The sequence below is a fragment of the Natronocalculus amylovorans genome (genome assembly GCF_023638035.1).
GTDB classification, from domain to species: Archaea; Halobacteriota; Halobacteria; order Halobacteriales; family Haloferacaceae; genus Natronocalculus; species Natronocalculus amylovorans.
The window spans coordinates 19,747-46,713 of record NZ_JAKRVX010000011.1; the positions used below are offsets into that span (position 1 = coordinate 19,747).

Annotated in this window: 28 protein-coding genes; 22 read left to right on the plus strand and 6 right to left on the minus strand. The window is 51.0% G+C overall.

The features are described 5' to 3' along the window. Window positions 1-63: 63 nt before the first annotated feature. Window positions 64-732, minus strand: coding sequence for a class I SAM-dependent methyltransferase (locus AArcSt2_RS15860; protein WP_250586108.1), 669 nt, complete (start codon window positions 730-732; stop codon window positions 64-66). 119 nt (window positions 733-851) lie between these two features. Here AArcSt2_RS15860 and AArcSt2_RS15865 point away from each other — a divergent pair, with 119 nt between their 5' ends. The 21 genes from AArcSt2_RS15865 (at window position 852) to AArcSt2_RS15965 (ending at window position 21,956) form a co-directional block, all read left to right on the plus strand. Then, a complete protein-coding gene (locus AArcSt2_RS15865) occupies window positions 852-1,931 on the plus strand; it encodes an NAD(P)/FAD-dependent oxidoreductase (RefSeq protein ID WP_250586110.1) in 1,080 nt (359 codons plus the stop codon). Between the two features lie 70 nt (window positions 1,932-2,001). Further along, the gene (locus tag AArcSt2_RS15870) at window positions 2,002-2,808 is read left to right on the plus strand and encodes an FAD-dependent oxidoreductase (protein WP_250586112.1); all 807 of its coding nucleotides are present in this window, start codon (window positions 2,002-2,004) and stop codon (window positions 2,806-2,808) included. Between the two features lie 139 nt (window positions 2,809-2,947). Next, window positions 2,948-3,412 (plus strand): type IV pilin domain-containing protein, encoded by a 465-nt coding sequence (locus AArcSt2_RS15875; protein WP_250586114.1) that lies wholly within the window; start codon window positions 2,948-2,950, stop codon window positions 3,410-3,412. Between the two features lie 54 nt (window positions 3,413-3,466). Then, window positions 3,467-4,642: a bifunctional phosphopantothenoylcysteine decarboxylase/phosphopantothenate--cysteine ligase CoaBC gene (gene coaBC / locus AArcSt2_RS15880; protein ID WP_174653444.1), complete on the plus strand. Its 1,176-nt coding sequence runs from the start codon at window positions 3,467-3,469 to the stop codon at window positions 4,640-4,642. 180 nt (window positions 4,643-4,822) lie between these two features. Continuing rightward, window positions 4,823-5,965, plus strand: a complete 1,143-nt coding sequence (locus tag AArcSt2_RS15885) for a monovalent cation/H+ antiporter subunit E (protein WP_250586116.1) — start codon at window positions 4,823-4,825, stop codon at window positions 5,963-5,965. Further along, window positions 5,962-6,267 (plus strand): cation:proton antiporter, encoded by a 306-nt coding sequence (locus AArcSt2_RS15890; protein ID WP_174653446.1) that lies wholly within the window; start codon window positions 5,962-5,964, stop codon window positions 6,265-6,267. Before AArcSt2_RS15885 ends, AArcSt2_RS15890 begins: the two co-directional genes overlap by 4 nt. Continuing rightward, entirely contained in the window at window positions 6,264-6,584 is a 321-nt protein-coding gene (mnhG, locus tag AArcSt2_RS15895; protein ID WP_174653447.1) for a monovalent cation/H(+) antiporter subunit G, read from the plus strand. The genes AArcSt2_RS15890 and mnhG overlap by 4 nt, the downstream gene beginning before the upstream one ends. Before the next feature lie 2 nt (window positions 6,585-6,586). Next, window positions 6,587-7,126, plus strand: coding sequence for a DUF4040 domain-containing protein (locus AArcSt2_RS15900; RefSeq protein WP_425493681.1), 540 nt, complete (start codon window positions 6,587-6,589; stop codon window positions 7,124-7,126). Further along, window positions 7,123-7,692, plus strand: a complete 570-nt coding sequence (locus AArcSt2_RS15905) for an MnhB domain-containing protein (RefSeq protein WP_174653448.1) — start codon at window positions 7,123-7,125, stop codon at window positions 7,690-7,692. Before AArcSt2_RS15900 ends, AArcSt2_RS15905 begins: the two co-directional genes overlap by 4 nt. Beyond that, window positions 7,685-8,065 carry a cation:proton antiporter subunit C gene (locus AArcSt2_RS15910; protein ID WP_174653449.1) on the plus strand — a complete coding sequence of 127 codons (381 nt, stop codon included), beginning with the start codon at window positions 7,685-7,687 and terminating at the stop codon, window positions 8,063-8,065. The genes AArcSt2_RS15905 and AArcSt2_RS15910 overlap by 8 nt, the downstream gene beginning before the upstream one ends. Further along, window positions 8,058-9,590 carry a monovalent cation/H+ antiporter subunit D family protein gene (locus AArcSt2_RS15915; protein WP_250586120.1) on the plus strand — a complete coding sequence of 511 codons (1,533 nt, stop codon included), beginning with the start codon at window positions 8,058-8,060 and terminating at the stop codon, window positions 9,588-9,590. The genes AArcSt2_RS15910 and AArcSt2_RS15915 overlap by 8 nt, the downstream gene beginning before the upstream one ends. Continuing rightward, window positions 9,587-11,479 (plus strand): cation:proton antiporter, encoded by a 1,893-nt coding sequence (locus tag AArcSt2_RS15920; protein WP_250586122.1) that lies wholly within the window; start codon window positions 9,587-9,589, stop codon window positions 11,477-11,479. Before AArcSt2_RS15915 ends, AArcSt2_RS15920 begins: the two co-directional genes overlap by 4 nt. After that, the gene (locus tag AArcSt2_RS15925) at window positions 11,476-13,275 is read left to right on the plus strand and encodes a Na(+)/H(+) antiporter subunit D (protein ID WP_250586124.1); all 1,800 of its coding nucleotides are present in this window, start codon (window positions 11,476-11,478) and stop codon (window positions 13,273-13,275) included. The genes AArcSt2_RS15920 and AArcSt2_RS15925 overlap by 4 nt, the downstream gene beginning before the upstream one ends. A gap of 152 nt (window positions 13,276-13,427) precedes the next feature. Then, entirely contained in the window at window positions 13,428-13,871 is a 444-nt protein-coding gene (locus AArcSt2_RS15930; protein WP_250586126.1) for a type IV pilin domain-containing protein, read from the plus strand. Window positions 13,872-13,945: 74 nt separating this feature from the next. Further along, window positions 13,946-14,512 carry a hypoxanthine/guanine phosphoribosyltransferase gene (hpt, locus tag AArcSt2_RS15935; RefSeq protein ID WP_250586128.1) on the plus strand — a complete coding sequence of 189 codons (567 nt, stop codon included), beginning with the start codon at window positions 13,946-13,948 and terminating at the stop codon, window positions 14,510-14,512. Window positions 14,513-14,820: 308 nt separating this feature from the next. After that, on the plus strand, window positions 14,821-16,809 hold the full coding sequence (locus AArcSt2_RS15940; RefSeq protein ID WP_250586130.1) for an ABC transporter substrate-binding protein: 1,989 nt from the start codon (window positions 14,821-14,823) through the stop codon (window positions 16,807-16,809). Between the two features lie 57 nt (window positions 16,810-16,866). Beyond that, the gene (locus AArcSt2_RS15945; protein WP_250586132.1) at window positions 16,867-17,823 is read left to right on the plus strand and encodes an ABC transporter permease; all 957 of its coding nucleotides are present in this window, start codon (window positions 16,867-16,869) and stop codon (window positions 17,821-17,823) included. Continuing rightward, the gene (locus tag AArcSt2_RS15950) at window positions 17,816-18,871 is read left to right on the plus strand and encodes an ABC transporter permease (protein ID WP_250586134.1); all 1,056 of its coding nucleotides are present in this window, start codon (window positions 17,816-17,818) and stop codon (window positions 18,869-18,871) included. Before AArcSt2_RS15945 ends, AArcSt2_RS15950 begins: the two co-directional genes overlap by 8 nt. Beyond that, complete coding sequence (locus AArcSt2_RS15955; RefSeq protein WP_250586136.1) at window positions 18,871-19,953, plus strand: ABC transporter ATP-binding protein; 1,083 nt, start codon at window positions 18,871-18,873, stop codon at window positions 19,951-19,953. Before AArcSt2_RS15950 ends, AArcSt2_RS15955 begins: the two co-directional genes overlap by 1 nt. After that, window positions 19,946-21,313: an ABC transporter ATP-binding protein gene (locus tag AArcSt2_RS15960; RefSeq protein WP_302929202.1), complete on the plus strand. Its 1,368-nt coding sequence runs from the start codon at window positions 19,946-19,948 to the stop codon at window positions 21,311-21,313. The genes AArcSt2_RS15955 and AArcSt2_RS15960 overlap by 8 nt, the downstream gene beginning before the upstream one ends. 106 nt (window positions 21,314-21,419) lie before the next feature. Beyond that, window positions 21,420-21,956, plus strand: a complete 537-nt coding sequence (locus AArcSt2_RS15965; RefSeq protein WP_250586138.1) for a DUF7974 family protein — start codon at window positions 21,420-21,422, stop codon at window positions 21,954-21,956. A 539-nt stretch (window positions 21,957-22,495) separates the two neighbouring features. Here AArcSt2_RS15965 and AArcSt2_RS15970 read toward each other — a convergent pair. After that, entirely contained in the window at window positions 22,496-23,356 is an 861-nt protein-coding gene (locus AArcSt2_RS15970; protein WP_250586140.1) for a DUF8054 domain-containing protein, read from the minus strand. Window positions 23,357-23,410: 54 nt separating this feature from the next. Beyond that, window positions 23,411-23,701: a transcriptional regulator gene (locus AArcSt2_RS15975; protein ID WP_174653462.1), complete on the minus strand. Its 291-nt coding sequence runs from the start codon at window positions 23,699-23,701 to the stop codon at window positions 23,411-23,413. Window positions 23,702-23,759: 58 nt separating this feature from the next. Here AArcSt2_RS15975 and AArcSt2_RS15980 point away from each other — a divergent pair, with 58 nt between their 5' ends. Continuing rightward, window positions 23,760-24,725, plus strand: a complete 966-nt coding sequence (locus AArcSt2_RS15980) for a nucleotidyltransferase family protein (RefSeq protein ID WP_250586142.1) — start codon at window positions 23,760-23,762, stop codon at window positions 24,723-24,725. An 8-nt stretch (window positions 24,726-24,733) separates the two neighbouring features. Here AArcSt2_RS15980 and AArcSt2_RS15985 read toward each other — a convergent pair whose 3' ends face one another. The 3 genes from AArcSt2_RS15985 to AArcSt2_RS15995 form a co-directional block, all read right to left on the minus strand. Continuing rightward, window positions 24,734-25,459, minus strand: a complete 726-nt coding sequence (locus AArcSt2_RS15985) for a diphthine--ammonia ligase (RefSeq protein WP_250586144.1) — start codon at window positions 25,457-25,459, stop codon at window positions 24,734-24,736. A gap of 76 nt (window positions 25,460-25,535) precedes the next feature. Next, a complete protein-coding gene (locus AArcSt2_RS15990) occupies window positions 25,536-26,507 on the minus strand; it encodes a phosphoadenosine phosphosulfate reductase family protein (RefSeq protein ID WP_250586146.1) in 972 nt (323 codons plus the stop codon). Window positions 26,508-26,681: 174 nt separating this feature from the next. Further along, complete coding sequence (locus AArcSt2_RS15995; RefSeq protein ID WP_250586149.1) at window positions 26,682-26,927, minus strand: hypothetical protein; 246 nt, start codon at window positions 26,925-26,927, stop codon at window positions 26,682-26,684. Window positions 26,928-26,967: the final 40 nt, after the last annotated feature.

The following is a 26,967-nucleotide window of genomic DNA, read 5'->3' on the forward strand; positions in this document are numbered from 1 at the left end:
ACCAGTCAAACCGTATAACTTCCCAGTTTATGTGCGCCGAACCTGCACAATAGTGTAGGACTATTACAATTGCGGCTCGACAACTGCGTAACAGTTCCCGCTTGAAATTTCCATCTTCACGGTGTCTAGCGCACTTTTATCAAGATCTGATTGAAATTCATCTGGGTCATAAATATGGTAGTATCGAGGAACCGTCCGTCCACCGGGAAGCGTCCAGTCAACCAGTGTGTCAAATCCCTCTGTCTCGTCAAACCGATCGTGCTCGGTACTCCACGTGCTGACAAGCGCCTGTCCATCTGTGGTGAGGACGCGTGCAAGCTCATCCAGGCTGGCAATGCGGGCAGATCGCGGGCGGAGATGATGAATCGTCGCCACATAGACGCCAGTCGTGAACTGATCCGATCGAAGCGGGAGCCGAGACGCATCTGCGCAAACCCATCTTGCGATGAACTCACGTTCTGACGCACGCTTTTGACCCTCTTTCAAGAGGCCATGGCTCACATCTGCCCCAACAACCGACGCACCGTTTTCTGCGAGAAGCTGCGTATGTCGCCCGTTCCCACAGCCAAGATCGATCGCATTATCCAGCTCCCCAAGCCGGTCGACCTCTGCAGCGACGAACGATCGAACTTCCGGCCATGGATACTCTCGTGTCGTCGCGAAGTGTTCCGCGATATGATCATATGTCTCTCGGACAGATCGATCGGCTGTCCCGTCTGTACCCTCTTTCATACACTGTTTCTGTGAGTCGAAAGCATAGTTCCGGCGATTGGCTCTCTGTTGTGTCCGTTTCTGCAGCAAATTCGCACGACAACATAACGTACAAACACCCAGCTGTCAAAGAGTAGTGTATGACCGATGACTCACAGGCGCCAGTTGAACACCGGCGTTTGATTATTGCTGGAACGGGGATTTCAGGCCTTTCTGCAGCAATCTATGCTGCCCGATCGAACAACGATCCGCTTGTCTTCGAAGGTGACGAACCCGGTGGACAGCTCACACTGACCACCGATGTTGAGAACTATCCGGGATTCCCTGATGGGATCTCCGGGCCGGAACTCATCAACAACATGAAACAGCAGGCCAAGAAGTTTGGGGCTGAAACAAAGAACGGTATCATTGAATCCGTGACCGTCTCTGGAGACGGTGCCGATCGAACGTTCCACGTTGAACTCAAAAACGGGGATGTGTATACAGCTGATGCGTTCATTACTGCTTCCGGTGCATCAGCCCGAACGCTTGATATTCCGGGACAAGAGGAGATGATGGGTTATGGGCTCTCGACCTGTGCGACGTGTGACGGGGCATTCTTCCGCGACGAGAAAATCATGGTCATTGGGGGCGGAGATGCTGCAATGGAAGAAGCAAACTTCCTCACAAAATTTGCTTCGACAGTCTACCTTGTTCACCGACGTGAGGAGTTCCGTGCAGAGGATGTCTGGATCGATCGAACCATGGAGAAAGTTGCGGCTGGCGAGATCGAACTTCTGTTGAACACGGAGGCGACAGCACTCCATGGCTCACGCGAAGATGGCATGAAATCCGTCACACTCGTTCGCCACCCGGACGGTCATCCGACGGCGAAAATTGATGATCCAGAGACCGAGGAGTTTGAGTTCGACGTGGGAGCCGTCTTCTATGCGATCGGACACACACCGAATACAGACTATCTGAGCGATCTTCCAGTCGAGACTGATGAAGATGGGTACCTGATTACTGAAGGTGGCCGCGGTGCTGGACAAACAAAAACGGGTGTCCCCGGACTGTTCGGTGCTGGTGATGTCGTTGACTTCTACTACCAACAGGCAGTGACGGCCGCAGGGATGGGTTCAGAGGCTGCGATCGACGCTGACGAGTATCTCGAAGCGCTTGAACGCGAGAGAGCAAAGGCTGAAGCAGGCGAAACGGCCGTTGCTCAATCAGACGACTGATTCGACTCGCTGTTTTGTCATTCGTTTGCACATCGTGAGAGCAAAGTAGCCGCTTATCCTGCCTGCAGATATGTCTACTTCCGATTCAGCGGACAACAGTTTGATCGATGGTGGGACACACGATGTTCTCGTGATTGGCGGTGGTGTCTCCGGGCTTATGGCTGCGACGTTCACCGCACGAGCAGGATTAGATACGATTGTTGTTAATGACGGAGAGTCAATTCTTCGACGAAATGCACATGTCGAAAATCTCCCCGGATTCCCGGCCGGGGTTAATCCACGGCTGTTTGCAGATATGTTGCAGGCACAAGCGACTGGAAACGGAGCCGATCATGTTTCCGGAACAGTCACTGAACTCACTGGCTCTCTCAAGGAAGGGTTCACCGCGATGGTAGAGACTGAGCATGCAACGAGCAAGCTCAATGCCGATCGAGTGATTATCTCCTCATGGAGTGACGTCTCGTACCTCTCCTCGCTTCCCGTGGATATCAGGGATGCAGGAAGCAAACAGTACATTGAGACCGACGCGTTGGGCCGATCGACAGTTGATGGCATCTACGCCGCTGGGAGGCTCACGGAAAAATATCACCAAGCCGTAATTGCTGCTGGCGACGGTGCAGAGACCGCGATCACGCTTATCCACGATTCAGAAACACCATTCTACAACGACTGGGTTGCTCCGGAGGGGTACTTCACCGATCGGGGACGAGACGTTCCACCGGGCTGTGAAGAGATCAGCGCGACAGAAAAGCGTGCACGGGAACGGGCATCGATGGCTGCGATGCAGGAGTATTTCGAAGAGCCACATTCCGACAGACAGCGGACACATCCAAGCTTAGTTGATGATCCGCTTGGGCGGGTTCCTACCGATGAGTAGGTACTGCCTCACCGATCGGTAGTCGGTGTGTAGCTAACAACTATCAACAAAAATGATTGTCTTGCCCACAAACCGATCAGCAGTACAGATAGTCCGTTTGAGTGTCTGTTGCTGTCTCGGATACGTGTGGTGAGACACCATGAAATCAGACAAACCCACACCAACGTTTGGATTCGGATTCTTAAGTCGCGATGACGATCGAGCTGTATCACCTGTAATCGGAACCATTCTCATGATCGCAATCACTGTTATTCTCGCTGCAGTCGTTGGCACGTTTGTCCTCGGCTTCGGGGACTCTGCGGCTGAAACGACACCGAGTGCATCGTTTGATATGTCGTACAGTGAAAATAGTACTGAAGAGGGATATAATGTGACCGTCGCTCACGCCAGTGGACAGACATTCACCGACTCAAATACAGGTGAACTCCGTGTTGTCGCATCTGATGGACCCACCGATTCATTTGAACTCCCGGTATCAGCCACAGAAAGCGTCACACTTGAAGATGTTGCACCTGGAGAAACTGTCCGTCTCGTCTGGGAATCCCCAAGCGGCGATCGGACATCAACGTTTGAATCGATCACTGTCCCTGAGGTCGAAGAGTAGCAACGAATTGAAGAGCCGAACGACTATGTAGCTGCCCGACCGCATCTATGATGAATGCTTTCGGGGGTTAACGTCGCACTTGGAGTCACGGGAAGCATCGCCGCTGTCAAAGTTGTCGAACTTGCACATGAACTTCGCAGACAGGGCGCAAATGTCCGTGCGGTGATGAGCCACAGTGCAACGAGTATTATTCATCCGTGGGCGGTCGAGTTTGCGACCGAACACGACGTTGTCACCGAAATTACTGGCCGTGTTGAGCATGTTGAACTGTGCGGCCGGGATGGCTGGGCGGATGTTTTTTTGATTGCCCCAGCAACTGCGAACAGCGTTGGAAAGATCGCTGCTGCGATCGACGATACACCGGTTACAACAACCGCAACAACCGCGCTTGGTGCAGATATTCCGGTTGTGATTGCACCTGCAATGCACGAGCCGATGTATGACCACCCCGGTGTGTTGGATGCGATCGACCGAGTCGAATCGTGGGGGGTCTCGTTCGTCGATCCACGGATCGAAGAGGGGAAAGCCAAAATTGCCACCGAAGAGGCCATTGTCACCGATGTTGCCCGTGCAACGACACCACAGACGCTTTCGGACACGCACGTCGTCGTTACAAGTGGTGCCACAAGCGAGTCGATCGACCCAATCCGATTGCTTACCAATCGCGCATCCGGAACCACTGGAAGAGAAGTTGCGAGAGCTTGTTACTGTCGCGGTGCGGATGTAACTCTCGTCCACGACGGACCGGACGTGCCATATGCGACAGTCAAGCAAGTCGAAAGCGGTCAGGAAATGCTCATTGCGACACAGACCGCTTCGACCGATGCTGACGTGCTCATCTCTGCGGCTGCAATCTCTGATTTCACCGTCGAGACAGCTAGATCAAAGATTCGATCGGGCGAGCCAATGACGCTCAAACTGACGCCAACGCCAAAGCTCATCGATACAATCCGAGAACAGCAGCCAACCCTTCCAATTGTGGGGTTCAAAGCCGAAACAACAGGCGATGATGATGCAATGATCGAACAAGCACGTTCGTTGCTCGATCGCGTCTCATTACAGTTTGTTGTCGCAAATGATGCGTCGGTCATGGGTGAACATGAAACAAGAGTGTTACTCGTTTCTTCGGATGATATTGTTGAGCAAACTGGCTCAAAACAGACGGTTGCAGGGCAGATTGCCTCGACACTTGCAATCAATCTATCAGATTCGGATACTGCTAGTAAATAGTACAATCGTTACATTTGTGGCAAATATCGACACATAATTTGAGAAATGAAAACATCCGTGCCAACTAATCGGCCGTCCAGTCGATCGAGATAAGAATAGTTTTGGGTCATCCGCTATTCGTTACGGGTGAGATAACCGTATGATGTCTACATGTGTCATCACACAGGGGGTGGGCTAGTCGTGGGTGACGACGTAGCCCCACCCGGGCTTCTTGTTCCTGTTAAGCGGTCAGTAACACTTCGTAAAACTGTCGCTTACGCAATCGAGGAAGCTGCTCGACACGGAACTGATGAAGATCCGGTTCCGGTACACTTTGTCTTTCTCGCAACGTGGCGGGACGAAGACCCGGGCACTGATGCTGAAAAGAAGGGCGCACAGAAACTACTTGAACGAATAACACTCTGGGCCAACGAGGACCAATCCGAGTTTGGGGCCAAGTCATCTGTTTCGGTCTCTACAACCACACTCGGCGGGGAGGCATATCTTTTTGATCCAGCAGATTACGCCAAGATTCTTGCAACATACGCTTCCGAGCATGAACTCGATCGCGTCATTGTTGATCCAGAGTACTCGTTGGTTGGACACACAACACTTGTCCAACCGCTTGAGTATGAACTGACCCGAACATCCTTGCGTGTCGATGAGGCACCAGTTGAGCGACCAACGCGTCGGAATCGACTTACAGGACGTACAAGCAAGGGGCGATTTATCGCGCTCTTCGGAACCTCGTTCCTGTTCTACCAGCTGCTCGGTGGGTTCACGAATTTCATCGGACCAGGTGTATTCGATATTGTGACCGGTGCGATCACCGCGCTTGTCGTTGCACTCACGCTCTCTAATATTTCGTTCTACCGAGAGCCAACGCTTGCATCTTCACCAAAGCGCCTTGCTCGTGGACTAATTTATGTACCATACTTGCTCTTTGAGATCATCAAGTCGAATCTTATCGTTGCAAAAGTTATTCTCGATCCACGGATGCCGATCGATCCGCGAATGACAAAAGTAAAAATGTACGTCGGAAGTGGGCTTCCGCTGATGACGCTTGCAAATAGCATTACGCTCACACCTGGAACCGTGACTGTTCGAGCAAACGATCAGGACTTATATGTTCATTCACTGCTCCCTGCAGCGAGAGATGGCTTGTTCGATGGGGATTTAGAAAAATGGGTTCGGTTCGTATTCTACGGCCGATCAGCCGCACGGTTCCCATCACCACGGGAGCGTGGTGACACCGAAGTTCTACAGGAACCTGTTGCGACCGATGGTGGCCACATAGAGACAACAGACGATGCGCATACAGACACAACGGAGGATGAACAATGACGCTTGTTGAAACAACGATCGTCGCAGGCTATACGCTTGGTGACCTCATGTTGGTCGCTGCTGCTGGCTTCGTGCTGCTTGCAATCGCCATGCTATACCGGGCGATCAAAGGCCCAACTATGCAGGATCGCGTGCTTGCGGTGAACGTACTTGGAACAAACACAGTAGTCATTCTTGCGCTGCTTGGGGCAGCGCTTGCAGAGCCATGGTTCCTTGATATCGCACTTGTGTACGCGCTGTTGAACTTTCTAATGGCGATCGCAATCTCGAAATTCACCGTCGAGCGAGGTGGTGTGATTTGATCGAATCCATCCGCATTGCAGCAATCTTGCTGTTCATCGTGGTTGGACTGTTCTTCACGCTTGTCTCCGCAGCGGGTGTCATTCGACTCCCAGATGTCTTCTCGCGTGCACACACTGCATCGCAGGCTGACACACTCGGTGCTGGTTTTGCGCTTGCAGCGGTTGCGCTCACGATCGGCTGGGATTCAACTGCAGCAAAGACGGTCCTCTTGCTGTTCTTCATTTTCGTGACGAACCCAACTGCAGCACACGCGATTGCACGTGCAGCATATGAAGAGGGCGTTGAACCGTGGACGAAAGGGGAGGAGCGACGATGACAATGATTACGCCACTTGAGTTGACACTGTTCGTCTTCGTATTGATTACCGCAATAATGACGGCACTGTTCCGTGATGTGCTTGCATCGATCGTCATCTTTGCAGCCTACAGCCTTGGTCTCGCAGTTGTCTACACGTTCTATCGAGCGCCCGATGTTGGGCTTACTGAGGCTGCAATCGGAGCCGGAATCACGACGATTTTATTGCTGTTGACGATTGCGAAAACAACACGACCACGTCACGATGAGACATTTGAAAAAATCAACTGGCCGGCAGCAGGTGTATGCGGGCTCTTTGCACTCGTCCTTGGGGCAACAATGTTCGCATTCCCTGCAGTTGGGGATCCAAACGCCCCTGCAATGACAAATCCGGATGTAACGGTCTACTACATCGAGAACGCATATCAAGAAACCGGCGTTGAGAATGCGGTCACAGCCGTGTTAGCTGCCTACCGTGGATTCGATACGTTCGGCGAGGCGGTCGTTGTCTTCGCTGCCGGTGTTGCAAGCCTCATCGTCCTTGGACGGGAGGTGTTCGCATGAGCACCGACAGCTCGTCCGATCGCCCCGTTCGTGAAGATGAACGACTTGATAGCGATGGCGTTGCCCGACAACGTCCAGCATACACGGAGAGTCAAGTCATTATGACGACCGTGAAGGTCGTTGTGCCGTTTGTGCTCACCTACGGTCTGTATATGATGTTCCACGGTGCTGGCTCACCAGGAGGTAGTTTCCAAGGGGGAGCACTGGTTGCATCCGTTATCATTATGATCGCATTCGCATTCGGAATCGATGCAACACGGATTTGGGTTTCGAACACGATTCTTGTTGGATTAGCAACGGTTGGTGTCTTGATCTTCGGTGGGCTTGCGCTTGCGACGATCGCCCTCGGTGGTGCCTTCCTTGATTACTCGGAGTTGTTGATCCTCAATGCGATTGTTGAGCTTCCTGCAAATGAGTGGGCAAAGTGGGGAATGGAAACGATCGAAATCGGCGGCATTGCATTTATTGTCGCCGGTGTTTTGATGGGACTGTTCTTTTTGCTTGCTTCAGGGTATGACCCAGAGGCAGACTCTGGGCACACAGCGGAGGTGCGAGCAGATGACTGAGGCAACGCTTGTTGATGTCTTTACGACACGACACGCCTACGTCATGTTCGTCCTTCTTGCATCGATCGGACTCTACATGATGATTGCAAACCAGAATCTCGTTAAGAAGCTTATTGGACTCAATATGTTCCAAACTGGCGTCTTCCTCTTCTTTGTAACGACGGCGTTTGTCCAGGGTGGATCTGCGCCAGTTATCCCACCAGACGGCTCTGGTGGCCCGTTTGTGAGCCCGCTTCCACACGTGATTGTGCTCACCGCGATCGTTGTTGGTGTGAGCCTCACAGCGGTTGGGCTTGCGCTGATTATCCGACTCTATACGGAATACGGGACACTTCGCGCTGATTCGCTTCGGGAGGTGATGCAGAATGAGTGATGTTGTGCTTCCACTGCTTGTTGCGCTGCCGATTATGATCTCGGTTCTGCCACTCATCTTCGGCTTAAAATATGAAAACGCAGGGTGGCCGATCGCCATGGGTGGATCGCTTACCGTCCTTGCGCTCGCAGTGTACACGATCACAGAAGTTGCTGCGAACGGCCGGCTGATTCATGCACTCGGAAACTACCCACAGCCGTACGGGATCGAACTTGTCGGTGATGAGCTTTCAACACTGATTGTACTCCTCATCGGTCTCGTTTCCGTACTCGTGCTTGTTTACTCACGCACGCGAGGCCCATACGGCAATGCGTTCCACAGCGGCTACCTCTTACTGACTGGTGGACTGCTTGGTGTTGTCCTTACAGGCGACCTGTTCAATCTGTTCGTCTTCCTTGAGATTACAGGGCTCGTAACGTATGCGCTTGTTGCAAGCGATCGAAGCGGAAAGTCCGCCTATGCTGCGCTCAAATACGTCTTCCTCGGAACGATTGGTGCATCGCTGTACCTCATCGGGGTTGGCTATCTTTACGTGGCAACAGGGACGCTCAACATGCGCGATCTGCAAGGTGCGATCGAAACAGTCGGATACACCGATCCCCTGATTCAGGCAGCCTTTGGGTTCATTCTCGTTGGCTTTGCGCTGAAGGTTGCGCTGTTCCCACTACACACCTGGCAGCCGGATGCGTACGCCTATGCGCCGGACTCGGTGTCCGCATACATCTCTGCACTGGTCTCGACCGCTGCAGCATACGCACTGATTCGGATTTCGTTCGACGTCTTCACTGTTGAGTTCTTCCTTGTAAACGATCTCATCAGCACGGCGATAATGGCCGCCGCATCCGTCAGCATCGTTGTTGGCAGTCTGCTCGCACTGATGCAGACCGAAATCAAGCGGATGTTTGCGTACTCATCGGTCGCACAGTTTGGAATGATCGTTGCTGCGATCGCAGTCGCAAATGAGACTGCGGTTTTCGGTGCAATCATTCACCTCTTCGGTCATGGGCTGATGAAGGCCGGCCTCTTCATGGCCGCAGGGATTCTTGCGGCAGTGTACGGCGCTCGAACAATTGATGAGTATGCTGGATTGGCGAACCGATCGCCGTTCACCGCGGCCTCGATCGCGGTAATTGGAATCGCACTGATCGGAATCCCACCGTCGATCGGCTTCCTTGGTAAATGGTTCATTGGTCTCGGTGCAGTCGAAGCCGGCGAGTGGGGCGTTGCGTTTGTCATCTTCGTCAGTACGATGTTGACACTCGCGTACGTCTTCCGTATCATCGAGAAGCTCTACTTCGATCCACCTGGTGACCCACACGGCCACGGTTCTGACCACGAGCATGAACATGAGCACGATGGCGCTGCAACCGATGGCGGCCACGAACTGGTTGCAGATACCAGTGCAGTGACTGTTGGGATGGTCGTCATGGTCGTGTCGATCACCATTGCGGTCGTCGCACTTGGCTTCTCGTGGGAACTGTTCTTCGACCTGCTTGCCCCAGTACTTGAGAGGTTCTTCCAATGACTGAAGTTATTGATATCCGACCACTTGCAGCTATCTTAGTATCGCTTATCGCAACCGGACTGATCATCGCCTCCTACAAATATCCGAACGTCCGTGAGGGATGGTCAATACTTGCTGCTGTGACGAAGTTCGGTATCGTCGCCAGTATGTTCCCGGGTGTGATGAACGGGACAGTCTATGTCTCGAACATTGGGACAATTCTCCCCGGTGTTGATTTCGTTCTTCGTGCAGATCCGCTTGGAATGCTGTTTGCGACCCTTGCAAGCCTGCTTTGGGTAATTACCAGCTTCTACTGTATCGGCTATATGCGGGGGCTGAACGAACATGGACAGACACGATTCTTTGCTTCCTTTGCGGCATCCGTCTCCGCGGCGATCGGAATTGCGTTCTCCGGCAACCTGGTAACGATTTTCATCTTCTATGAACTGTTGTCGGTTGCCACCTACCCGCTCGTTGCACACGATGAAACCGCAGAAGCACGTGCTGCCGGGCGAAAGTACCTTGGGTACACGTTCTTCGGTGGCGGTGTGTTGGTGCTTGCGGGAACCGCGCTTGTCTACTGGATCGCAGGCACAACAGACTTCACCGCTGGTGGGATCTCTGCGCTTGCAACCGCGGATCCGCTCGTTGCACAGATTACGTTCATCATCCTTGCGATCGGATTCGGTGTCAAAGCCGGACTGATGCCGCTTCACCAGTGGCTCCCAGTTGCGATGGTTGCTCCAACACCGGTTTCAGGATTGCTACATGCGGTGGCGGTTGTGAAATCCGGTGCATTCGGTGTTGCTCGGGTTGTCCTTGACGTGTTCGGACCGGAGTTCCTCTACACGCTTGGAATGGGGCTTGTTATTTCGACGATCGCAGCGATTACGCTCACTGCAGCAAGCCTGATTGCGATCCGAAAAGACCACCTCAAACAGCGACTGGCCTACTCGACGGTCAGCCAGCTCAGCTATATTGTGCTTGGGCTCGGTTTGTTCGGCTGGTATGGGCTTGTTGGTGCACTGTTGCACATTCCAGCACACGCATTCATGAAGCTCACCCTGTTCTTCTGTGCGGGTGCAATCCACGTTGAAACACACACAGACTACATTAGTCAGATGGCCGGGATCGGAAAACGAATGCCGGTTACGTTGGGCGCATTTACGATCGCTGCTGCCGGTATGGCCGGGATACCGCTGCTTGCAGGGTTTGTCAGCAAATACTACATGCTCATTGGCGGAATCCAGATGGGTGCTGAACTCACACCGATTGCGTACTATCTCGTTGGTGCGCTATTGCTTTCAGGTGTGTTGAACATCGTCTACTTCTGGCCGGTTGTCTACACCGCATTCTTTGAGGCGGAAGACAAACATGACGCAAAGCCGCTTGTTGATTTCAAACTCGGTGGCGAGACTCGATCGGTGCTTCCTGCAGCAGACGGTGGCAACGATCGATCGCCACGGACAGACGGTGGAAAACCGGATGGAGATGGAAACGACGCCGAACTCACCGGCGTTGTCGAACCCGATGTTGACCCCGAAGAGATTGAATACGAAGATAGTGAGTTCGACGATAGCAATATTGCAGCTCGACTCAACCCGAGCGACCATACAACGCCTTCGCACAACAATGAAGAACACACTGGTGACGACACACATGCACATGACGATCACGACGACACTGAATCGCATGACGAACATCACCACCACGGTGGCCCACCAGCTGGTGGCTGGGAGCATATCCACGGCCGCGATCTCTGGCTCGGAAAAGAGACAACGTGGTTCATGCTTGGTCCGATCCTCGCAGCCGTGACTGGTGCACTCCTTATCGGTACCATCCCATACAGCGTTGGGTTCCTCGAACTGATCGAGGTCATCGTTGAGGGTGCGGGGGTGAGCCGCCCATGAGCGCGCTTGGAACCCCGCTGCTTGTCGATTCCGTCACAACAATTCCACCATTCGCGTGGATCGCGCTTGCAGCATTCGTGGTGCTGTTTTTGCCACGCCAAGCCGGTCATGCGGTTGCGGCAATCGCAACAGCACTCGTTGGCATCCAAGCATTTCTCATAGACGACGGTATCTATGCTGAGGCTGCATTCCTTGGCTTTGAAGCCGTCTTCCTCAATGTGGATCCCGCCTCACGGACGATGGCGATCGGTGTCGGTATTATCGCCACGGCAGCGGTCATCTACTCGTGGGGATCGGAGGCGTCGAAAGTACAGACTGCATTTGCACTGTCGTACGTTTCAAGCACGCTCGGTGTCATTTATGCTGGTGACTGGCTCTCGCTCATCTTCTTCTGGGAGCTGATGGCCGTCACAAGCACGGCGCTTGTTTGGTACTATGGCGGTGACGCAATCCGTGCAGGGTATCGGTATGCGATCGCTCACGGTATCGGTGGCACACTCTTACTTGGTGCGGTTGTTGTCCACTATGTTGCGGTCGGCTCGTTCCTCTTTACCGCCGAGCCTGGAATTGCAGCAGGTGCAGCTGCACTGCTTGCCGCGCTCGGGATTGGTGTGAACTGTGGATTTATTCTGCTTCACACCTGGATTCCAGATACCTACCCGCGTCCACACATTGCTGCATCCGTCTTCCTCTCCGTGTTTACGACGAAAACTGCGGTGTTAGTCATGTACCGTGCGTTCCCTGAGGGAGCACTCTGGCTTGCATACCTTGGTGGATCGATGGCCGTCTACGGTGTCTTCTTTGCCCTGCTGCAGTACAATCCACGTCGTCTCCTTTCCTACCATATTCAGGCGCAGGTTGGATACATGCTCGCGGGGATTGGGGCTGCAGCCCTTGTAACAAGCGAGCCAAGCAGCTTTGCGAGTGCATCCGGTATCGCACACGCGTTCAACAATATTCTCTACAAGAGTCTGTTGTTCATGGCTGTTGGTGTTGTGATCTACCGTACTGGTGAGAATGATATCCGGAACCTCGGTGGGCTCTGGAAGGTGATGCCGATCACATTTGCTGCGTATCTCATCGGTGCGCTCTCAATTACTGCCGTTCCTGGATTCAGTGGCTTCATTTCGAAAGGGATGGTACTAGATGCGGCCCACGATGTTGATACCGTTCCATTCCTTCTTGGTGAGGACCTCCTCTGGTGGCTCCTCATCATCGGTGGTGTTGGGACGTTCATGTCCTTCATCAAACTTGGATACTACATCTTCTTCCACGGAGAATCGGATATCCAGCCAAAAGATGCGACCACAGGGCAGATCGTCGCAATGTTCGGTGCTGGTGCGGTCTGTCTGTACTACGGAATCGCGTACGGTGGGTTTCTCTCGCTGCTTCCAGGCAGTGTTGAATGGACAACGGACCCGTACAGTACCGGCCACCTAACTGAGGCAGCGGGACTTGCGATCGCAGGCTTTGTTGGGTTTGCACTGCTGAAAAAGCCGCTTGGCAAACTTGCACATGTCATGCGAGACGTTGACACAGTTATCAACCCGGCCGTGTTTTACACTGGTCGTGTGTTCGTCTGGGGAGTTACTGAGGTGTGGGCCGCTGTCGATCGGTTCGTCATGAATACGCTCAGCACGCTCAAACGTCTCGGAAGCAACCCGGAAGCAACAGTCCGAAAAGCAGGATTTGGCACTGAAAGTAAACCGATTTATCTCCGATCGGACGTTGGACGGAGCGTTTTCATCCTGACGACGATTATGTTCGTCGCGCTTGTGGTCCTGCTGTTTGGGTAACTACGGACCACACCACATTTCGTCTGTGAATTCCACAATATGCGGTAGGTATATGTATACCAATATCATACCATATTTATATCCTTTGCTAACGTAGCGTTACTTTGAACAGAAACTGTCGGTTACGATCGACGACTGTTCTGGAGCTACTGATGCACATCAAACAATTCATCACCAGTCAACGCGCTGTCTCGCCAGTTATCGGGGTTATCCTCATGGTCGCAATAACAGTCATCCTCGCAGCTGTTGTTGGGACGTTTGTGATTGGGCTTGGCGATTCAATCGGAACTGCACCGACTGCGAACTTTAATTTCGATTACACGAATGCAACTGGGAATGACACCCTCGTAATCACACACAGCGGCGGTGACACGATCGATGGGAGCCAGCTATCGATCGTTGCCTCTGGTGTTGAACTCTCTCCATCTGATACCACCTGGAGTGGTGGCTATGACGGCGCTGCACGGGTGAATGCTGGACAAAGCATTACTGTTGAAGAGGGCAATCTCAGCGACGCAACGATCCGTCTCGTCTGGACTGACGCAAGCGGTGATCGAAGTGCAACTCTCGCAACGTGGAGTGGCCCGAACGCATAGATTGGGCCGTGATATCAGGCCCACTACAGCGATCGAACCGCCACCTTTTATGTGACACCTCTTGTATCCGCAACATGGATCTGTTGCGTCAATCACTCCTTGATGCGCCAATTATCGAAAAAGGCGAGTACCAGTATTTTGTCCATCCGATCAGCGATGGTGTTCCAATGCTCGAGCCGGAACTGCTTCGAGAGATCGTTATTCGGATTATCCGGAAAGCCGAACTCGAAAACGTTGATAAGATTGTGACGCCTGCGGCGATGGGTATCCACATCTCGACTGCAGTGTCGTTGATGACGGATATCCCACTCGTTGTTATCCGAAAACGAGAGTATGGCTTAGATGGTGAGGTTTCGTTAAGTCAAGAGACCGGCTACTCGGAATCGGAGATGTATATTAATGATGTTGAGGCGGGCGATCGTGTCCTCGTGCTTGATGATGTGCTCTCGACTGGCGGAACGATGAAAGCGATTCTTGATGCATTGACGGGTATTGGTACTGAGGTTGTGGACGTTGTTGCAGTTATCAAAAAAGCAGGCCCAAACAAATTAGACGATACTGAATACCGTGTTAAAACATTAATTAATGTGACTGTTGAAGACGGTGAAGTTGTTATTGTCAATCCGTACGGCGATAATTAGCTCACTTCAGGCGGTAAACCCCCTTCCTCAAGGAGCAATGCAGCGAAAGCCGTGAGCGAGTAGGGTGGGTAGTTCACAACGATCTTATTATCTAGCGTATACACTAAATAAAACTCAAAAAAGGTTTTTTCGGTTATTAAAATTCTCTTGAGATACTCCTTGAAATTATACTAATATTTGTAATTCAAACACTCCAAGGCCCCCCAAACCGCTACACTGGAACGCTATATAATATTCCGAGGTACAAAGCAGTATTTACCGGTAAATAAAGCAATAGATTCATATAGCTAACCCAGATAGAGTTTAGTATGTCACAGGACACCAAACGATCAAGTAAGGTCCTTAATCGACGACGACTCCTCCAGGGTGCAGGTGCCGCAGGTGTTGCTGCACTTGCTGGCTGTTCAAGTAACGGCGGTAACGGCAATGGTAACGGTGGTAATGGTAACGGTGGTACCGATCAGATTCAGTTCCCACTTGAAATACAACTCGAAACAAATGCCGATAACGACGACCGTGTCCAGCTTGTTGAGCTTATTGCAGAGTCAATGGAGCAAACGGGCTACTTTGAGACCTCTGTTGAAACATACGAGTGGAACACATACTCTGGTCGCGTTTTAGACACCGAATACGCTGATGAAGGGCATATTCCATGTATTGGCCTTTCAGGAACATTCAATCCTGGAAGTTTCTGTGATGCGCTTCACCACAGCTCCAACCACGGCCAATGTTGTAACCTCGTGGGTGTCAGTAACGCCGAACTTGACGACATGATCGACTCTGCGCGATTCGGCAGCACAGAGATTGCTGAAGACCCAGAAGCACGTGGTGCTGCATATGATGAAGTATGGCGTATGCTCGCTGATGAACGTTACAGTTCGATTACGCACTTCGGTCTCAACACTGCAGTTGCAAACATGAATGTGCACGGATTTGCCTCGTACCCATTCGACGAGACTGTATACAGCTATGCACTCCATGCACCGTTCGACGAACAGGTTGCGTGGCTCGATGAAAGCGGTGCATCACCAAATGATACGGATCTGAGCGATCTTCAAGAGGGCGGAACGCTTCGTGTTGGCGTTGGTGCAAACATCGACTCCTTTGACCCACCATACAGTACAGATACCACGTCGACGATGGCTCAAGGGTTTATTTTTGAGGGGCTTACTGCTACGGATGCAGAAGGTATTGTCTACCCATGGCTTGCAGAATCGTATGAGCTAGTCGATACGAACGACATCGAGCGAGTCGCATACGAAGATTACATGATCACCGTTGATGCCGATGAAGACGGTGTAATTGACACTGAGGAGCAAGTAATTGTCCAACATCCAGAAGATGATCCAGTCGCAGACGACGAAGTCCGCGTCTTAACCCCTGAAGAAGCAGCCGATGCTGTTGCTGATGATGTCTTTGGCATGCAGTACCGATATGAGCTTCACGAGGGTGTTGAGTTCTCGAATGGCGAAGAGCTCACCGCAGAACACGTTGTCAACTCCCTTCGACGGTACGAAAACTCCGACCTCTCTGCGCAGACGTTCGACTCAGTTCTTCATATTGAAGAAGTTGATGAGTACACCGTTGACATCTTTGGTCAAGTTGTTGACGCAGAAGGTGAACGTGAACTTCCTGGATTCCTTATATTCACTGAAGAGCAGGCCCAAGCAGAAGGTGGCGAAATCGATCCACGACAGGAGTTCACCCCGATCGGAACTGGGCCATACGTGCTTGATGACTTCTCCGATGAGCAGTTCGCTGAGTACGAACGTAACGATAACTACTGGTTAGAAGACATTGGTGTAGAGAATCTCGAATGGTTCGATGGACCGTCCGACTTCCCAAACGCACCTGTTATTGAGCGGCTCGAGCTCGAAATCATTCCAGACAATGCAACACGATCGGCTGCACTCCAGAATGACGAGATCGATGTAACAACAGGGCTTACATCCGCAACACTCGATGACTTCGACGAATCAGATGATTTCTTTGTGTACAGCGTTGAAGCAGGTGGATACGATTACATCCAGTACCCACTCGATGTTGAACCATGGGATGATAAACGCCTCCGCCAAGCGGTGAATCATCTCGTTCCACGTGAAGCGATTGTCAGTAACATCTTTGCAGGGTGGGCAAGCGAAGCATGGACGGATATCCCAGAGCTCGCACGTGGCGCAGGTACCGCTGACTTCGACGCACTCGAAGATGAGATCCGCCCAACCAACGAGTTTGACCCGGAGCGAGCAGCTGAACTCATCGAAGAAGTTATTGAAGACCGCGGCTACCCGATGAACTAAAATAATCTCTCTCTCTTTATTTGAATTACGTGCTAGGTACTCCGATAACACAGTAACATGAGCTTAAGAAGATTTATACTCAAGCGATTATTGGCAATTATCCCAATCCTGTTTGGGGTCTCCGTAATTACCTTCGCAATGGTCCATCTAACTCCGGGGGACCCGATCGATCAGATGATCGGCTTAAACCCGGATATTACTCCCGCAGACGAAGCCCAGATACGGGCACGATATGGGCTTGATGGCCCAATTTACGAGCAGTATCTCACATGGATGAGCAATGTGCTTGTTGGAGACTTTGGGGAGGTTGTCTACAGCGGTCGAGATGTATCGACAATCGTTATTGAACGGCTTCCAGAGACGATCGCACTTGGAATATTTGGATGGGTATTTGCGCTTGGAATTGCAATTCCAACCGGAATTTATGCCGCCGTGAATAAAGACAAATTCGGTGACACAGTAAGCCGATTCGTTGCGCTCTCCGGGATTTCGATTCCGAATTTCTGGCTTGGATTAATGTTGATCCTTGTCATGGCGCTATGGCTCGGGTTGTGGCCCGTCCTTGCACCATCTCGGTTACCGCTGTATCACCCTGAGATGTTGTGGTTCCTTATTCTACCTGGTGTCACAATTGGGACCGCGGCTGCAGCGAGCATTATGCGTGTCATGAGAACTGCAATGGCAGAAGAAATGAACAAAGAGTACGTCACTGCAGCACGGGCTAAGGGCCTTCCAGAGAGAAAGGTTGTATTAAAACACGTTCTCCGAAACTCACTTATTTCAGTTGTCACTCTTGCAGCAACACTCACTGCTGGTATTGTTTCCGGCTCGATTGTTGTTGAGGTCGTGTTCAATTGGCCTGGACTTGGACGAGAATTCATTAATGCAATCGACCGTCGTGAGGTGAACCTCATTATGGCTATCACGCTATTTACTGGGGTCGCGATTATCATTGCGAATTTGATTGCAGACATACTGTACGCAGTACTTGACCCACGAATTAGATATGACTGATACACAAAATATTTCAGCCGGTCGCGGACGTATCCAGATCACAGGGTTCGACCCAGAGCGTGTTACGGAGCGAGAGCCCCTCTCTGACTGGACTGAAGAGACAGGAACAGGCACACAAAGTAGATGGAAACGTGGCTTCAAACGGTTCGTAAGAAATCGATCCGCCATGATCGGCGTAATTGTCGTTTCGATAATGTCGCTGCTTGCGATCTTTTCGCGGCCGATCGAATTCTTTGGATTCGTTGTCCAACCGTTTGCGATCGCACCATACGACCCGACAACAATTCTCTATCTCCAGGATCCGACAGTAAATGTGTACGATCCACCATCAAGTGCGCATCCAATGGGAATCGATGGGTCTGGGCGTGACTTGTTCTCACGTATCCTCTATGGGGGCCGATACAGCCTTTCGATTGGTTTTGTTGTCGTGGGACTTACCGCGAGTGTCGGTTTGGTCTATGGTGGTATCTCTGGATACTACGGTGGCTGGGTTGACGAACTGATGATGCGCATTGTTGATACAATCTACGCCTTCCCGGGTATTGTCCTTGCACTCATCATTGTTGCAATTCTTGGTGGGGGCTACTGGCAGCTTGTCCTTGCATTCTCCTTATTTGGATGGAATGGATACGCGCGTCTTGTCCGCGGAGAGGTGTTGAAAATCAAGCAAAACGAGTACGTACTTGCAGCCAAAGCGCTTGGTGCACGCGATCGATCTGTTATCTTTAAACACATTCTGCCGAACGCAATGCCACCATTGCTTGTACTTGCATCACTCAGTATCGGTACGGTCGTGATTGGTGTTGCAGCACTTGGCTTCCTTGGATTGGGAATGCCACCAGGAACTGCAGAGTGGGGTACGATGCTTGACGCAACCCGTGAAACGCTAATCCAGGGTCCAGATGGACAGATTCCATGGTGGGCAACGATCTACCCCGGAATGGCAATCTTCATCTTTGTTATGTCAATGAATATGATTGGTGACGGTGTAAACGATGCATTGGATGCACAGGAAACTGGTGCTGGTGAACAAGCAGGTGGCGTCTAATGGCACTACTTGAAATAAAAGATCTCACGGTGAGATTTTATACACAAGAAGGTGTTGTGACTGCAGTTGACAATCTCTCCTACCAGATCAAACGTGGTGAGAAGTTTGGTGTTGTTGGTGAAAGTGGCGCAGGCAAAAGCGTCACAGCACTCTCTTTGATGCGGCTTATTGACTCACCAGGACGCATCGAAAGCGGGGAGATCCTATTTAAAGGACAAAACATCTTGGATATGACTGAAAAAGAAGTCAGAAGCCTTCGTGGAAACGAGATCTCAATGATCTTCCAAGATGCGCAAACTGCTTTGAATCCAGTGTACACTGTTGGTGAGCAGATCTCAGAAGCGATGCGACATCACTTGGGCTATAGCAATGAGGAAGCTCGCGAACGTTCAATCCAACTACTCGATCAAGTTGGAATCCCAGAGGCAGAGACAAGGTACAGTGATTACCCACACGAATTCTCAGGAGGAATGCAACAGCGTGCGGTGATTGCGATGGCACTGTCATGTGACCCGGACCTACTGCTCTGCGACGAGCCAACGACGGCACTTGACGTGACCATTGAAACACAAATTCTTGATCTTATTGAGGAGCTTGCAGATGAGTTTGACACTGCAGTTCAACTGATCACACATGATCTAGGAGTTGTTGCTGACATCTGCGATCGTGTAATGGTGATGTATGCTGGCAAACCAGTGGAGAAAGCTCCTGTAGAGGAGCTGTATTATGATCCAAAACACCCATACACCGTCGGATTGATGAGCTCGATTCCACGTGTTGGTGATACTAGAGATCGACTGCAGACAATTCCGGGGACGATGCCAGACCTCGTTGAGCTTCCACCAGGATGCAGCTTCCACCCTCGGTGTCCATTTGCAGAAGACGCCTGTACAACAACAGAGCCCGCACTGATAGATATCGAATCCTCAGATGAAGCAACAGTAGACAGTTCTCGTGCTGCTGCCTGTCTGGAGTATACTGATCAGTTACAAAATGGACTTGATTACGAGGTGCGTGTTGTTGATGAGAACACCGGTTCGGAGATGAACCCGACACAAACAGGAGGGTCGCAAAATGTCTAACCAAACTGATAGCCCGATCTTGCGGGCGGAGAATCTGAAAAAATACTACGATACTAGTGGTGGGTTTGTTGAGAGTTTACTCAACCGAGGGAATACTGTCAAAGCAGTTGATGGCGTTAGCCTCGAACTTCGCGAAGGTGAAACACTCGGTGTTGTCGGTGAGAGTGGCTGTGGAAAAACGACGCTTGGTCGGAGTTTGATCAGGCTTATTGAACCAACGGATGGGTCTGTGTACTACCGAGGCGATGATATTACTACCATCTCAAAAAAGGAACTCCGATCGCTTCGAAAAGATATCCAGTATATCTTCCAAGACCCATTCTCAAGCCTTAATCCACGATTGACAGTCGGTGATATCATTGGAGAGCCACTGGATATTCATGGGCTTGCAAGTGGACAGGAACGTGAGGAACGAATATATGAACTGCTCGAAATTGTCGGGCTAAATCCAAGTCATGCACGTCGATATCCACACGAATTTTCAGGGGGACAACGACAACGGATCGGTATTGCCAGAGCACTTGCAGTTGATCCAGAGGTAATCATTTGCGACGAGCCGGTGAGCGCATTAGACGTGAGTGTCCAAGCCCAGATCCTCAATCTACTTGAGGACCTTCAAGATGAGTTTGGACTCTCTTATATATTTATTGCACACGATCTGAGTGTTGTTGAACATATCTCAGACCGTGTTGCAGTGATGTACCTTGGTAAAATTGCGGAAATTGGACGCACTGAAGAGGTATTCACACCGCCATACCACCCATACGCTGAGGCGTTGCTCTCTGCTATTCCGGAGCCAGACCCGCTATGGGAGGGTGAACAGATATTCTTGTCAGGAACGGTGCCATCGCCGATCGATCCGCCGTCAGGATGTTCATTCCATACGCGATGTCCACGTATCATCCAGCCAGAGAGCTACGAGATGGAACAGGCCACGTGGCGGTCGATAATGGATTTCAAACAGCGTGCTGCAGGTGCGGATTCACTTGAGGCACTTACTGCGGTTAATACCGATGCAGACACATACACCGATCGCACTGACCCACGTGAACTACCATTCGGCGAGTTTGAGACGCTCGTTAGAAACGAATTCTCTATCCCAGACCCAATTTCGGACTCTCAAGCTGAAGCAACTTTCGTCGATGTATTAGAAACACTTCACAGCGATTCGCTTGCTATCGGGATTGACCGTGTGAGAGAGGCATTTATTTCACCGTGTGAGGAGCAATCACCTGAACTAATCGCAAATAGTGAGACACATCACATTTCTTGCTTACTCTACGATGATGAACTCGGTAGCGACACAGGATATCAGACAGAGACAAATGGGCAGGACAATGAAACTGCACTAAGCAATTAGTGTATCTAAAACGACAGTAGATGTATAAATCATATAGAACGACGTACTGTTTATTTGAGGTGAGTGAACCCAACGTTTTAACGGCTACACTGCTGAGAGGGTACTAATGCGTCGGATTTATGAGTCAGATGCTCTTCGCCGCGATGATGGGCCCTTTTCTCCGACAGAAGTGAAACGGCAAAAACGACCACAGCGAAACGGAACTGGTGAGCCATCCTTTTTGAGCAAGTTTATTCCACAAGCAATGGCTAATAAAGCAGTGTACGTGTCAGTCACGACACCGCGTAAAACATACCCACGTGGTGTACCGATTCCATTTAGCGTTCATTTTAAAAACTCGATGCCATTTTCAGTATCGATTCCAACGAAATCGCCGCTACTGTGGACCTGGAACATTGATGAGATTATAGAAGCGTCGCACGTTTCGGTCCGTGACCCGCCCGATGAAACCGATCGGTTTGGATTCAATCGCGGTGAACGCAAAACGTTCACGCGTCGGTGGTCACAATCATTTCGGCTAACTGACTCAACATGGGAACCCGCAGCCACTGGTAGGTACACAATTGGTGTCGGTATTAATGTCGACGATCCTGTGTCGGCTGGGTTGTATGATGAGGTAACGATCGAGATTGTTGATGAGTAGTCGCTTACAATTCAGTAGGTAAGAGCCTCGTCTCTATTCTATTCCGGTTTTTAATTACGTGTACCACATAAATGCTTAAATTCCGTCTTGACATCCTCCACACGACTTCAGTCGTGGGATTCCTTGCGCTTGGGGTCGGGCGTTCCGACGCCAACGAAGGCAACTTTCCAACCTCAGTGGTTGGTCTCGGTTTGTAGGTTGTGCGTCGGGTGGTGAGCGCGTGGTGATGCCAGTCCGTTCAGACTCCCTCTGCTAACACCGTAGGATCGTGCCATCGACCCGGCTCGGACTCTTGTCCGAGCCTCACTTGGGCAGGGTTGCTTTTTGTTAGTGGAGACCCCAATCCAACTCCAATTTTCCCGAGCGAGTTATGGAAACATCCGACCCCATTCGGGCTAAGTATTGCGGTTTTTACGGAGATTCGTCGGATTCATCCTACGTCCACAAGAGCATTGCTCTTGTGCAGCCCACCAGAACGCAGAGCGTTCTGGGGACGACTAAAGTCGTGCGGTTTCTCCTTGACTTTGTGTAATACCGAGTTATGCGGTTATCCCGCTATCTGTTGGTGCAGATTCAATGACTTCCGGGTCAAGTTCCAGAAGCCGCTCAGTGCAGTCCCCACATTCGACTGCAACTATCTCATATGTATGACAGCATGATTCTGCAGTTGTCGATCCGATCGAGATTTCTCCACCACATGCAGGACATAATTCATGGAATGAGCGCAATGATTTGAGGATGTTCAGCCGCTGTGAGAGTGGCACATCCCCCCACTGTGCTGTTGTTTCGGATAACAGTTCATGGGTTGATACGTCTGCAATAAGTGCTGCATCACCCGGCCATTTCTGTACCCGTCGGTTTACGGTCACTGCAGGATACGATCGATCCTCGATGGTGAGGTCGTCTTCAGACACATCAAATAATGCCGCAAGTGATTCATTGCTAACACCAGTAGACCGATACGTTTCAAATCGATCCGCAAGGTTTCCAGCAAATGACTCTGTGAGACAAATATCCATTCCATCCATACATGGCTCCACCGCACCAACCTCAATCAAAAACTCTTCTGGATTAATTGCGTTCTCTTTTGCGTACTCCATTCGTTCGATCGTTTCCCAGGTTTCGGTGTCTTCAGGTGCTTTCCCAAAGAGCTCAAGCACCGCTGTTGGCAGGTACCGCTTTGTTAATTCCGGTGTGCCGGGAACGAGATAGCCTCGCACATAGATTGCTGCAAGCGACCCAGCCACAACCGGAACTGCAGCAAGCGGACTGATAATTGCAACGGCGACGGTGAGTGCACCTGCAATCATAATATTCACTGCAGTACATGGGAGACATCGATTCTCACCAGTGTACTCTGGCTGGTGTATCCGTTCATAAAACGATGAGAGAGCCGACATAGCTGTCAGCTAGTACAAGCTACCGTTGAATATATGTGTTGCTCGTCAATGGGGTTATCGAATCGTAAACACTGCCTCGTCAATCGACTCGCTTCGACAGTCCGGGCAGCGAGAGGGCCGATTAATAGGCTCGTCAAACCGTGAGAAGCCGCAGTTTCGGCATTCCGGTGGGGCAACAAGAAGTTCTTCATCAGTATCTTGCCCGGAGACGGATTGTGCGACGTGCTTGAGATCGTGGTACACCGTTGATCGTGGAAGTGATAGCTCCTCGGAAAGAACTGTTGCGGTTGCCGGCGATTCTCGAAGTCGCATTGTAATCCGCTCACGTGTCGTTGCCTCTGGCATGTGATGCAGTATGTGCAGGAGGGAAAAAGACCTTACCCCAGTAACCTAATACGCACACATGAAAGCTATTGTTCTTGCTGGAGGGTACGCAACCCGACTGTGGCCAATCACCAAGCACCGCCCGAAAATGTTTCTCCCAGTTGGAGATCGCACTGTTATCGACAAAACGTTCGAAAATTTAGAGGAGGACGATCGGGTTGATGAAGTATTTATTAGCACAAACGAACGCTTTGCAGAGTCGTTTGAAACGTATATTGATGAGCACGATTTTGAGAAGCTAACACTCTCTGTTGAAGATAGCGAAGCAGAAGGTGAGAAGTTCGGTGTCGTTGGTGCACTTGAACAGCTTGTTCGACGCGAAAACGTAGATGACGATCTTTTCGTTGTTGCTGGTGACAATCTGATTGGATTCCACCTCTCAGAGTTTCTTGATTTCTTCGATGAAAAAGGAAACGCCGTCCTCGCGGCGTATGATGTTGGCTCAAAAGAGAAAGCAAAGTCGTACGGTCTTGTCACACTCGACGGTGACACAGTTGTTGATTTCCAAGAAAAGCCGGAGGAACCGAACAGCACGCTTGTTTCGATCGCTTGTTACTGTTTCCCACAAGAAAGCCTTCCGCTGTTGGAAACCTACTTGGACGACGGCGAAAACCCCGACGAACCCGGCTGGTTCATCCAATGGCTCCAACAACAAGAGACCGTGTCTGCGTTCACATTCGACGATGCATGGTATGACATTGGAACTGCCCAGAGCTACTTAGATGCAGTTGCGTGGGCGCTTGATGGTGGAAATGTTGTGCACGAGAGCGCAACCGTTACCGACTCAGAACTTGGCTCAAACGTCCAGATTATGGCTGGTGCAACAGTCGAAAACTCGGTTATTGATGAATCTGTTGTGTTCCCGAATGTCACGATCACGAATGCAGAGATCAAACGGTCAATCATTGATGAGGAGACATCAATTGATAACTTAGACTTCGCGGGCGCACTTATTGGTGCACATACGCAGATCGACGGACAGTAACGCGCGACTCAGTTCGGCTCACCAAGCCACGCATCCGTAATTTGTAGTTTTCCACGACCAGCAGCGCCGTCCCATTCCGTCTCATACTCAAGTTCAATTGGTTGTGACATATGTGGCCCATTCGTCACAAGCGTTTCGAACTCGCCACCCTCCCCGAGAATGTGGACTCCATACGCTTCATTGAGCGTTTTGAGTTCCGAAATTGCCTCTGAATCAAGCGTTCGGCCAAGCCACGATTCATCCAGCCCGTATGCTGCGACTTGGACGATCGTAATCTCAAATCCAGCATCCAACATCTGTTCAGCTAGGTGTTCTGGATCCTCCTGCCACAGTGGTGCAAACAGATCTATCTCGAGTCGATCGCACATCCCCTGAATGCGGCTTGTTTGAAACTCGCTTTCGATTGCTCCTGCCGTGACGCCTGCAAGTTCGATTTCCGTTGATAGTTCAGTAAGCGCTTCCTCAAGGGGCTCTAATTCCGAATCGCCTTGCACACCAGAATCCACTGTTGACTCTGCATCGAGTGCTCCCGGATCGACCTCAATCAATTCGATGTCGAGGCTCTCAGCAGCCAACTGTGCGAGCTGGGTTGCTGGCACATGGTACATGTATGAGTCTCCTCGTGGGTGAACGGTAAGAAGTCGAGTGACATTGAGTCCTGACTCTAAAGCCTGATACAGTGCCCACGAAGAATCTTTTCCGCCTGAAAAAAGACAAACCCACTCTGCTGTCATACCAGATGATGGCAGTGCAGGCGCTAAAACAGCGTTGGTTACTATTCAAAAATGCGCACGAACGGTTTTACGTCTCTTACATATAGCCGAGGTCGCGAAGCCGCTGCATCAGGTTCTCTTTATCCTGTGCGCGACCTGCGCGCTCGGTTGTATTCTCAATGTCTTGGAGCCATGCTGGCTGTTCGTCGCTCTTTTTGGTCGAGATTTCGCTGCCGAGCGATCGGAACCCCTCGAAATACTTTGGTGACACTGGGATGTCTTCCTGTGTGATACCACCTGGGAGATCATCAAATGCTTGTGGAACGTAGCCATCCTCCGGGTAGCCTTGAACCGTATCCGGAACGACAAAGTGCCAGAATGCATCCCACACCGATCGTTCATCAAAGTGTAGTATCGGTTGAATCCGATCGTGTGGTGGGTAGATCTCTGGATTATGACGTGGGCTGAAGAAGGTCTCTGTCGCACGGGCTTCCTGTTCGTCCCAGCGAACGCCGGAGATTACGCCGTCAATGTTGTGCGATTCGAGTGCATCGTTGAGTGCAACTGTTTTCAGCAGATGGTTGCCAACGTATGTATCCAACAGGAACGGGAACGTCTCTTCTTCATATTCGAGAATATTGCGAACGTGGTGTTGATTGTGTTCTGAGAGCGCACCGATCTCGATATCATCGCCTGGTTGTAGGCCATGTTCGTCTACGTATGCGCCGACGTCTTCATTGCGGGCCCAGATAACGTCAAGATCCCACTCATCGGCCCAGTGACGGACAAACGATTTGATCTCCTCGAAGTGTTGGTAGTGGTCAATAAAGACCGCGGGTGGGGTTTCGAGGTCGTACCGTTCTGCAACTTCTTTGATGAAATAGAGGACAAGCGTCGAGTCCTTTCCACCAGTCCACATGACTGCGGGATTCTGATACTGTTCGAGGCCGATTTTTGTAACCTCGATCGCTTTCTCTATTTTGTGCTCGATGGAGGGGTAATCAGTTGGCTCTTCACCTTCACCGTCGGTGTAGTCAACTGAGAGATACGATGGGAAGTTTTCTGACATCTTCGTAATTATATATAATTACCAGCGTAAAAGCTCTTATGTCACCGTTGATGATTGTCTCAAGTTTTGACTGACGGCAACAGTTGCAGCAGCTGTGGACAGCTGTTGCTCTCATAGAGCGAATTCTGTCTTAGCCACTAATAGTATAGAGTTGTTACTCGTCTCAAATAGGCACTATCCGCGCTGTTGGAACGTCACGACTGAACCAACATCATCAGTTGCGTTTTGCTCTGTTGTCACATTCAGTCCAAAAAACCCGTCCGCACCAACTGCTTCTTCAACGATCGCGCGCAGCGCTTGCGCATCAGCATCCGCTTGCTTGACTGACAGCCGAACTGTCTGTCGATTCACTGTGACATCGAGTAGATCGTAATCAGTGTACTCAAACGCAGCTTCCAACGAGGGAGTCATCTCACTCATATGTCTACTGTACACAGCCATGTGCTAAAAATTCGAACGT

Excerpts from the sequence above, each read along its gene's own strand:
- AArcSt2_RS15910 (WP_174653449.1), top strand. The coding sequence starts at position 7,685 with ATGACTGAGGCAACGCTTGTTGATGTCTTTACGACACGACACGCCTAC.
- AArcSt2_RS15925 (WP_250586124.1), top strand. The coding sequence starts at position 11,476 with ATGAGCGCGCTTGGAACCCCGCTGCTTGTCGATTCCGTCACAACAATT.
- AArcSt2_RS15860 (WP_250586108.1), bottom strand. The coding sequence starts at position 732 with ATGAAAGAGGGTACAGACGGGACAGCCGATCGATCTGTCCGAGAGACA.
- AArcSt2_RS15970 (WP_250586140.1), bottom strand. The coding sequence starts at position 23,356 with ATGTCGGCTCTCTCATCGTTTTATGAACGGATACACCAGCCAGAGTAC.
- AArcSt2_RS15960 (WP_302929202.1), top strand. The coding sequence starts at position 19,946 with ATGTCTAACCAAACTGATAGCCCGATCTTGCGGGCGGAGAATCTGAAA.
- AArcSt2_RS15930 (WP_250586126.1), top strand. The coding sequence starts at position 13,428 with ATGCACATCAAACAATTCATCACCAGTCAACGCGCTGTCTCGCCAGTT.
- AArcSt2_RS15980 (WP_250586142.1), top strand. The coding sequence starts at position 23,760 with ATGAAAGCTATTGTTCTTGCTGGAGGGTACGCAACCCGACTGTGGCCA.
- AArcSt2_RS15890 (WP_174653446.1), top strand. The coding sequence starts at position 5,962 with ATGACGCTTGTTGAAACAACGATCGTCGCAGGCTATACGCTTGGTGAC.
- AArcSt2_RS15955 (WP_250586136.1), top strand. The coding sequence starts at position 18,871 with ATGGCACTACTTGAAATAAAAGATCTCACGGTGAGATTTTATACACAA.
- AArcSt2_RS15875 (WP_250586114.1), top strand. The coding sequence starts at position 2,948 with ATGAAATCAGACAAACCCACACCAACGTTTGGATTCGGATTCTTAAGT.
- AArcSt2_RS15900 (WP_425493681.1), top strand. The coding sequence starts at position 6,587 with ATGATTACGCCACTTGAGTTGACACTGTTCGTCTTCGTATTGATTACC.
- AArcSt2_RS15940 (WP_250586130.1), top strand. The coding sequence starts at position 14,821 with ATGTCACAGGACACCAAACGATCAAGTAAGGTCCTTAATCGACGACGA.
- AArcSt2_RS15990 (WP_250586146.1), bottom strand. The coding sequence starts at position 26,507 with ATGTCAGAAAACTTCCCATCGTATCTCTCAGTTGACTACACCGACGGT.
- AArcSt2_RS15905 (WP_174653448.1), top strand. The coding sequence starts at position 7,123 with ATGAGCACCGACAGCTCGTCCGATCGCCCCGTTCGTGAAGATGAACGA.
- AArcSt2_RS15950 (WP_250586134.1), top strand. The coding sequence starts at position 17,816 with ATGACTGATACACAAAATATTTCAGCCGGTCGCGGACGTATCCAGATC.
- AArcSt2_RS15920 (WP_250586122.1), top strand. The coding sequence starts at position 9,587 with ATGACTGAAGTTATTGATATCCGACCACTTGCAGCTATCTTAGTATCG.
- AArcSt2_RS15865 (WP_250586110.1), top strand. The coding sequence starts at position 852 with ATGACCGATGACTCACAGGCGCCAGTTGAACACCGGCGTTTGATTATT.
- AArcSt2_RS15870 (WP_250586112.1), top strand. The coding sequence starts at position 2,002 with ATGTCTACTTCCGATTCAGCGGACAACAGTTTGATCGATGGTGGGACA.
- AArcSt2_RS15915 (WP_250586120.1), top strand. The coding sequence starts at position 8,058 with ATGAGTGATGTTGTGCTTCCACTGCTTGTTGCGCTGCCGATTATGATC.
- AArcSt2_RS15975 (WP_174653462.1), bottom strand. The coding sequence starts at position 23,701 with ATGCCAGAGGCAACGACACGTGAGCGGATTACAATGCGACTTCGAGAA.
- AArcSt2_RS15945 (WP_250586132.1), top strand. The coding sequence starts at position 16,867 with ATGAGCTTAAGAAGATTTATACTCAAGCGATTATTGGCAATTATCCCA.
- hpt (WP_250586128.1), top strand. The coding sequence starts at position 13,946 with ATGGATCTGTTGCGTCAATCACTCCTTGATGCGCCAATTATCGAAAAA.
- AArcSt2_RS15965 (WP_250586138.1), top strand. The coding sequence starts at position 21,420 with ATGCGTCGGATTTATGAGTCAGATGCTCTTCGCCGCGATGATGGGCCC.
- coaBC (WP_174653444.1), top strand. The coding sequence starts at position 3,467 with ATGCTTTCGGGGGTTAACGTCGCACTTGGAGTCACGGGAAGCATCGCC.
- AArcSt2_RS15985 (WP_250586144.1), bottom strand. The coding sequence starts at position 25,459 with ATGACAGCAGAGTGGGTTTGTCTTTTTTCAGGCGGAAAAGATTCTTCG.
- AArcSt2_RS15995 (WP_250586149.1), bottom strand. The coding sequence starts at position 26,927 with ATGAGTGAGATGACTCCCTCGTTGGAAGCTGCGTTTGAGTACACTGAT.